We start from the raw sequence: 7181 nt of genomic DNA, 5'->3' as shown, positions 1-7181 counted from the left end.
CCCCCCCCCCCCCCCCCCCCCCCGGGGCTGTGTTGCTCGACCCGAGCCGGAACCTGACGGGAGGTCAGGCCGCGGCGACGTGCTCGCGGGTCTCGGCCGGCTCCAACGCCAGTGCCAGCACCTCCCGCACGTCCGACACCGCGTGGATGGTCAGTTGCTCGCGGACCGCCTCCGGGATGTCGTCCAGGTCGGGCTCGTTGCGCTTCGGCACCAGGATCGTGGTGATCCCGGCCCGGTGCGCCGCGAGCGCCTTCTGCTTGACCCCGCCGATGGGCAGCACCCGTCCGGTCAGCGACACTTCACCGGTCATCGCGACATCCGACCGCACCGGCCGCCCGGTCAGCAGCGACACCAGGGCCGTCGTCATCGTGACGCCCGCGCTCGGCCCGTCCTTCGGCACCGCGCCCGCCGGGACGTGGATGTGCACGCCGCGGTCCTTCAGGTCGCCGACCGGCAGTTCGAGCTCGGCACCGCGCGCCCGCAGATACGACAGCGCGATCTGCGCGGACTCCTTCATCACGTCGCCCAGTTGCCCGGTCAGCGTGACCCCGGACGCACCCGTCTCCGGGTCCGCGAGCGACGCCTCGATGTAGAGCACGTCACCGCCCGCACCGGTGACCGCGAGCCCCGTGGCGACGCCCGGAACCGCCGTACGCTGCTCCTCCTTCGCCAACGACGCCTCCGGCGTGTGCCGGGGCCGCCCGAGGTAGTCGACCAGGTCGGCCGCGCGCACCTCGATCGGGAACGCGATGTCCTCCAGCGCCTGCTTGGCCGCGATCTTGCGCAACACGCGCGCGATGGACCGTTCCAGCGTCCGGACGCCCGCCTCGCGCGTGTACTCGCCGGCCAGCAGCCGCAGCGCGTCTTCGGTGAACGACACCTCGCTGCCGTCCAACCCTGCCTTGTCGAGCTGACGCGGCAGCAGGTGGTCGCGCGCGATCGTGACCTTCTCGTCCTCGGTGTAGCCGTCGAGGCGGACCAGCTCCATCCGGTCGAGCAGCGGCTCGGGGATGGCCTCCAGGACGTTGGCCGTCGCGAGGAACACCACGTCCGACAGGTCGAGTTCGACTTCCAGGTAGTGGTCGCGGAACGTGTGGTTCTGCGCCGGGTCCAGCACCTCCAGCAGCGCCGCCGTCGGGTCGCCGCGGTAGTCGGAGCCCACCTTGTCGATCTCGTCGAGCAGGACCACGGGGTTCATGGTCCCCGCCTCCTTGATCGCCCGCACGACCCGGCCCGGCAGCGCGCCGACGTACGTCCGCCGGTGCCCTCGGATCTCCGCCTCGTCGCGCACACCACCGAGGGCGACACGCACGAAGCTGCGGCCCATGGCCCGCGCGACGGACTCGCCCAGCGACGTCTTGCCGACGCCGGGCGGACCGACGAGGGCCAGCACCGCGCCGCTGCGACGACCGCCGACGACCCCGAGGCCGCGCTCCTCGCGGCGCTTGCGGACCGCGAGGTATTCGACGATGCGCTCCTTGACGTCGTCGAGACCCGCGTGGTCCGCGTCGAGGACCGCCCGCGCACCGGCGATGTCGTACGCGTCCTCGGTGCGCTCGTTCCACGGCATTTCCAGGACCGTGTCGAGCCAGGTGCGGATCCAGCCGCTCTCCGGGGACGCCTCCGAGGCATGCTCCAGCTTGTCGACCTCCTTCAAGGCCGCCTGGAGCACCTTCTCCGGCAGGTCCGCCGCCTCGACGCGCGCCCGGTAGTCTTCCTCCTCGCTTCCGGGCGTGCCGTTGAGCTCGCCCAGCTCCTTGCGGATCGCGGCGAGCTGCTGCTTGAGCAGGAACTCGCGCTGCGTCTTCTCCATGCCTTCCTGGACGTCCTTGCGGATCGTCTCCGCGACGTCCAGCTCGGCGAGGTGGTCGCGCGTCCAGCCGACGACCTTCTCCAGACGCTCGGTCAGGTCGGTCGTCTGCAACAGCTCGATCTTCTGGGACTGCGACAGGTACGGCGCGTACCCTGCGTTGTCCGACAGCTCGGACGGGTCCTCGATCTGCTGGACGAAGTCGACCACCTGCCACGCGCCGCGCTTGCCCAGGATCGTCGTCACCAGGGCGCGGTACTCGCGTGCCAGTTCCTCGGCCCGCTCGTCCGGCTTGCCCTCCTCGACCAGTGTCGCCTCGACCCACAGGGCCGCGCCGGGGCCGGTCGTCCCGGTGCCGATCCGCACACGGGCGGTGCCGCGCACGACAACCGCGGACTCACCGCTCGGCAACCGCCCGATCTGCTCGACGACGCCGAGCGTGCCGATCGCCGGATAGTGCCCTTCGTCCCGCGGCACCAACAGCACGCGGGCCTTGCCCTTCCCCGCCCGGATCCCCGGCAGCGCCCGCGCGGCATCCACCGCGGCGCGCGTCTCCGCGTCATCCAGCTCCAGCGGCACCGCCATCCCCGGCAGCACCACGATGTCGTCGAGGGGCAGGACCGGAAGAGTCAGGATGCCGGAGGTCGTGTCGCTCATGGTGGCTCCCTCGGAGTCGGTTCTGTTCCGTACGTTGCGCTGACCACACTCAAGAAAGGAGAGCCCCGGAACATTCCCAGGGCAAGTTGTGATCGCTCAGAGCGAACAAAGGCCTCGCAACGAGTCACCGGTGCAGCCACCGACACCCGGTCACGTCAGGCCATGAGCACTCCCGCCCCCACACCCGACCCGAGATCCATCGAACCGCCGCGGACGGGTTCCTCTACCGTCCGCCACCCGGACGACGGGGAACCCCCGAGAACGCACCCGCCGGGGTCCCGGATGCCGGTTAACGTGTGGACCGCGCACACCCTTGTCGGTATAACGTCAGAACTCATGACGAGCCATCAGCATCCGGACCCCGTCAGCCCGACCCTGCACGAATTACTCCAACGCGGCCACGGTCGCGGGGCGTTGCGTGCCACGGCCGAGGATGCCGGCCTGGTCTTCGACTGCGTGGCACACGACCGGCGCGTCGACTGGCAGGTCGAGCAACGGGCCGTCTACTTCGCCCGGTTGATCCGCGATCTCGGCCTTCCCGTACGGCCGCTGGCGGACATCCTGCACGCCCACGACGCCGCCGACGTACCGGACGACGGCACCAGGGCCGCGGGGGACCCTTACGAGAACGACGACTTCGCGGTCTTCTGCCTGGCCCTGGACATCCTGAGCGCACTCGGGTCCAGCGGATCGGCGGAAGCCGTGAGGGTGTTGCGCGATTTCGTGCACAGCGGCGAGCGCTGGATCGAGGCGCTTGAGGACATCGCCGCCGACTGGCCGCGCGACCTGTGGGACGACCTCGCCGACGTCGCCCGCGCCCGCGCCGGCGAGATCGCCCCCGGGGCCGTCTTCGCGACCATGTCGCCGTGGCGTGAATGGCGTTCGGAACACCCGTGGGTGGCCGAACTGCTGGAAAAACTGGATCCGCACGACGACGAGGAATTCGCCGCCGGCCCCGCGGACGGCACACTCGAAGGCCCTTCCGGCTCACCTGTCACGCCGGTTTCTCCCCGCACTCCGCTGTCCTCGGTGGCCCGCGAGGCCGAGGAGCCGGAATCCGCGTACACCGCCCGGCTGCGCGACCTGTGGCTCACCCTCCCCCACTCCCCCGCCCGCGCCGGGGTGCTCCGCGCGCTGCTGGCCCGGCACGCGGCGGAACAACCCGGCTGGCTGGCCGAGTTCGTACACGAGGCGCTGTGGGACAGCGAAGACGAGGTACGCCTTCTCGGCGTCCGCCACGCCGACTTCCACGCCCCGGACACCCGGGAACGCCTGGCGGTGCTCGCCGACGACCCGATCGAGGACGAAGCCGTACGCGCCGCCGCCCGGCGCCGGCTCGCCCCCTGACCGCCTCCGGCACCGCCACGGGGCGGGCCGGTGCGCACGGGCGAACGTACGCGATCAGCCCCTGTCGCCCCTCTTCCCGCCGCCGCGCCCGAACAACTTGCGCGGCGCCGTCGCGTTCTTGTCCGCGATCCACTCGGCCGTCGACGGGTCGCGGCGCTGGTCGGCTTCGCCTGGGCCGTTGCGCCAGGCCGCGCCGCCGGCGAGCTCTTCGGATTCTGCCTCCACGTCGCGGTCGGTCCGCACGGGTGCGGCGGCCGGGTCGGCGGTTGCGGCGTCGGCGGAGCGGACCATGCCGACGATCCGGCGGCCGGTGATTCCGAGGCTCAGCATGCTGAGGCCGTCGAACAGCAGGGCCAGCGAGATGAAGGTGCCGATGACGTAGCGGCTGCTGCTGGGCCATTCCGCGAGAACCAGGCAGCCCAGGCCGATGTCGACCACGCCGACGACGATCGTCCACGTCATGCGCGCGGACATGCTCGCGATGCCGCCCACGACACGGAACAGGCCGGCGGTCAGCAGCAGGAGCGCGACGAAGAGGGTCAGTGCGGCGGCGGCCACCTCGGGGCGGCGCAGCAGCACGACACCGGCGGCGATGTTCAGCGCGGCGACGGCGACGGTCAGCCAGAAGGCACCCGCCTCCTTGCGTGACTGGATCGCCTGGAAGAGGCCGACGATTCCGCCGACGAGGAGCAGCCAGGCGAACAACACCATCGTGGTGATCGTCGCGAGGCCGACGTACACGAGCCCGACGATTCCGCCGATGATCAGGATGATCCCGAGGAAGACGAGGAACCCGAAACCGAAGCCGCCTTTGCCCTGGGTCGCCTCGGGCCCCGCCGCTCCGGCGTGCCGTGGTCCGGCGCCGCTTTTCCTGCCCATGGCCGTCGCTCCTTGAGGTCGGTTCGCGGCCCGGTACGCGCGTGGGCGGCCAAGGTGGGACGGCAGGGCCGCCGAGCCGCCGGTTGCCGGGTCCGTGCGGTCTGCGCTTACCCGGTCAGACGCATGGATACCGCTGCTTTGCCCCTCAAGGAGTCTCGGTATTCCGGGCTTCCGGCCTCATGTGCGCTCCCCGGCTTCGGCGATGTCTCGGGACGGCGTGTGCCGTCAGCGTGCGGGTCCCGGCGGGAGTGCCGCGGGGCCGGGGCCCGGGCGGGCCGAGGACGCGGACGGGAGCGCGGCGCGCGGGATGGGCGTGGGGATGCGGTGCTGCTCGATGATGGGGCCTGCCGGATCCGGCAGGCCGAGGAAGTGGCGGCGCAGCCGGTGCTTTTCGACACGCTGGTTGGGCGTGCGGGGCATGTGGACGACGACCCGTATGTGGGCGGGGCGCATGTAGGGCGGCAGGGATTGCGCGCACCACCCGTGCAGGGCGGCGGGGTCGAGCAGGCGGCCGTGGTCCGATTCGACGTAAAGGACCACCTCGTCGTCCGGGCGGCCGGGGGCGGGGACGCCGAAGACCGCGCAGACGGCGATGTCCGGGTGCTGGTTGACGAGGTCTTCGATGTGGTACGCGGAGATGTTCTCGCCCCGCATGCGGATGCGGTCCTGGACGCGGTCGACGAAGCGGAGCAGGCCGTCCTCGGCGTCGCGTACGACCGCGTCGCCGGTGTGCAGCCACAGATTGCGCGTCGACTCGGCCGTGCTGATCGGGTCGCCCAGGTACTCCTGGACGACAAGTCCCGGAAGGTGCGGGCGGACCGCGAGTTGGCCGACGGTGCCGTCGGGGACGCGGCGGTCGTGTTCGTCGAGGACCGCGACGTCGAGGAAGGGCAGGGGCGCGCCGAGGATGCCTTTGCGCGGGACCGCGTCACCTCGCACGACGGGGACGCGGTAGTGCGAGCAGACGCGGGTGACCTGCTCCCGGTTCAGCCCGCGCCGGAGGGCGGGCGGTGTGCCGGTGCCGTCGGGGAGTTCGTCGACGACTGCGGCGACGGGCACGCCCGATTCGATCTGGGCGTACGCGGCGACCACGAAGTCGATGCCGAACCGCCGCGCGAAGTCGGCGTGGATGGGCGGCAGCGGGTGAAGCCACACCTTCGCGAGCGGGTTGTCGGCGTCCTCGGGCCGCTCGGGGGTGCTCATCAGCCACGGCACCGCCACGTCGGTCAGGACCGCGGTGCTCGCGCCGGTCGCCGTGACGCGGCGCCAGAACTCGCCGGGGTGGAAGCGGTCCCACAAGGTGACGGTCGAGCCCGTCCATGCCGCGCGCGCGACGCCTGCGAAGGCGCCCATGGGGGTGTGCAGGGGCAGGTCGTTGTAGACCACGTCGTCGGGCGTGGTCAGGCGGCGCAGCAGGAAGCTGTACTGCGCGACCCAGCGGTGGCAGAGCACGGCGGCCTTGGGGCGCCCGGTGTTGCCGGGGGTGTGCAGGATCGCGGCGACGTCGTCGGGGCCGGCGCCCGACTGGGGCGGCAGGGCGCGGGCGAGGAAGCGGGCGTACGGGATTTCCGGGAAGCCGTGCGGCGGCGGTACGCCCACCGAGTCGTGGACGGTGATGCGCGGCGCGTAGGGGAGGTGGGGGCGGACGAGTTCGAGGGCGCCCAGCCCCATGCGCTCGGTGACGACGAGCGAGGGGTTGGCGGTGACGAGTTGGTCGTAGAGGGCTTCGCCGGCGAGGTCGGGGTCGATCGGGCAGAAGACCGCGCCGGCCTTCCAGATGCCGAACATCCACAGGGCCGCGGCGTAGGGGCTGCGGCAGTGCACGGCCACGCGGTCGCCGTGCCGGACGCCGATCGCGTCGAGGTTGCCGGCGATGGTGTCCGTGGCGCGCCGGGCTTCGGCGTAGCTGAGGTCGAGACCGTGCTCGCCGTAGTGGATGAAAACCCGCAAAGGGGTGCGTACCGACCACGCATCGAGCGCTTGGGTCACCGGCTCACCGTCGGCGGCGAGCTCTGCGGCCAGCGTCTCAAGGTGGGCGGCTCCACCGTTGGCGCCCGTGCTGGGAGTCGTCACTTTTGTCCTCACGGCGCGCGGCCCGGTTGAGGGGCGGAGCCGCGCGGTTCGATGTGCATCGATGGATCGACGTGCCGCTGCCATGCGCAGTGGTCAGGGAGCGTAGCGCGTCATGCGCGCGTGCGGGGGCACGACGGGTGGGGAGCTGCCGGTTCCGGACATGCGGGGGACGGAGCGTGACGGCGGGCCGGGCGGTGCCGACGATGGGCCGTGGTTTCGCGGTGGCGCTCCACAACATCTTCGGGCGATCGCTCTTCGGCCTTCCGCTTGCGGGTGCGTGTACCTAGCATCGGCGCTGCGTGCCGCTGTTGACGCGGGGTCAGTAGGCCGGCGGTCGCCGGGCGTGCCGGGGCGTACGGCATCGGCGACTCGGCCCGCAGCACCGGGCAGCCGCACGGGGCACCGGCACTCGGCA

Annotated in this window: 4 protein-coding genes; 1 reads left to right on the top strand and 3 read right to left on the bottom strand. The window is 71.9% G+C overall.

Features of this window, described 5'->3' with window-relative positions; genetic code table 11:
* Positions 1 to 64: 64 nt before the first annotated feature.
* Positions 65 to 2467 carry an endopeptidase La gene (lon, locus tag ACRX5W_RS21580; protein WP_436789878.1) on the bottom strand — a complete coding sequence of 801 codons (2403 nt, stop codon included), beginning with the start codon at positions 2465 to 2467 and terminating at the stop codon, positions 65 to 67.
* A 336-nt stretch (positions 2468 to 2803) separates the two neighbouring features.
* On the opposite strand from lon, the gene ACRX5W_RS21575 reads away from it, so the two are divergent.
* Positions 2804 to 3814 carry a hypothetical protein gene (locus ACRX5W_RS21575; RefSeq protein WP_436789877.1) on the top strand — a complete coding sequence of 337 codons (1011 nt, stop codon included), beginning with the start codon at positions 2804 to 2806 and terminating at the stop codon, positions 3812 to 3814.
* Positions 3815 to 3868: 54 nt separating this feature from the next.
* Here the strand turns inward: ACRX5W_RS21575 and ACRX5W_RS21570 are convergent, their stop codons facing one another.
* Both ACRX5W_RS21570 and ACRX5W_RS21565 read right to left on the bottom strand, forming a co-directional pair.
* Complete coding sequence (locus ACRX5W_RS21570) at positions 3869 to 4693, bottom strand: HdeD family acid-resistance protein (RefSeq protein WP_436789876.1); 825 nt, start codon at positions 4691 to 4693, stop codon at positions 3869 to 3871.
* 225 nt (positions 4694 to 4918) lie between these two features.
* Positions 4919 to 6766: an AMP-binding protein gene (locus ACRX5W_RS21565; protein WP_436789875.1), complete on the bottom strand. Its 1848-nt coding sequence runs from the start codon at positions 6764 to 6766 to the stop codon at positions 4919 to 4921.
* Positions 6767 to 7181 lie beyond the last annotated feature (415 nt).

This window comes from Yinghuangia sp. YIM S10712 (assembly GCF_051388935.1).
Lineage (GTDB): Bacteria > Actinomycetota > Actinomycetes > Streptomycetales > Streptomycetaceae > Yinghuangia.
Note: the sequence above shows the minus strand (reverse complement) of the source record. Positions and strands in the feature narration are given on the sequence as shown.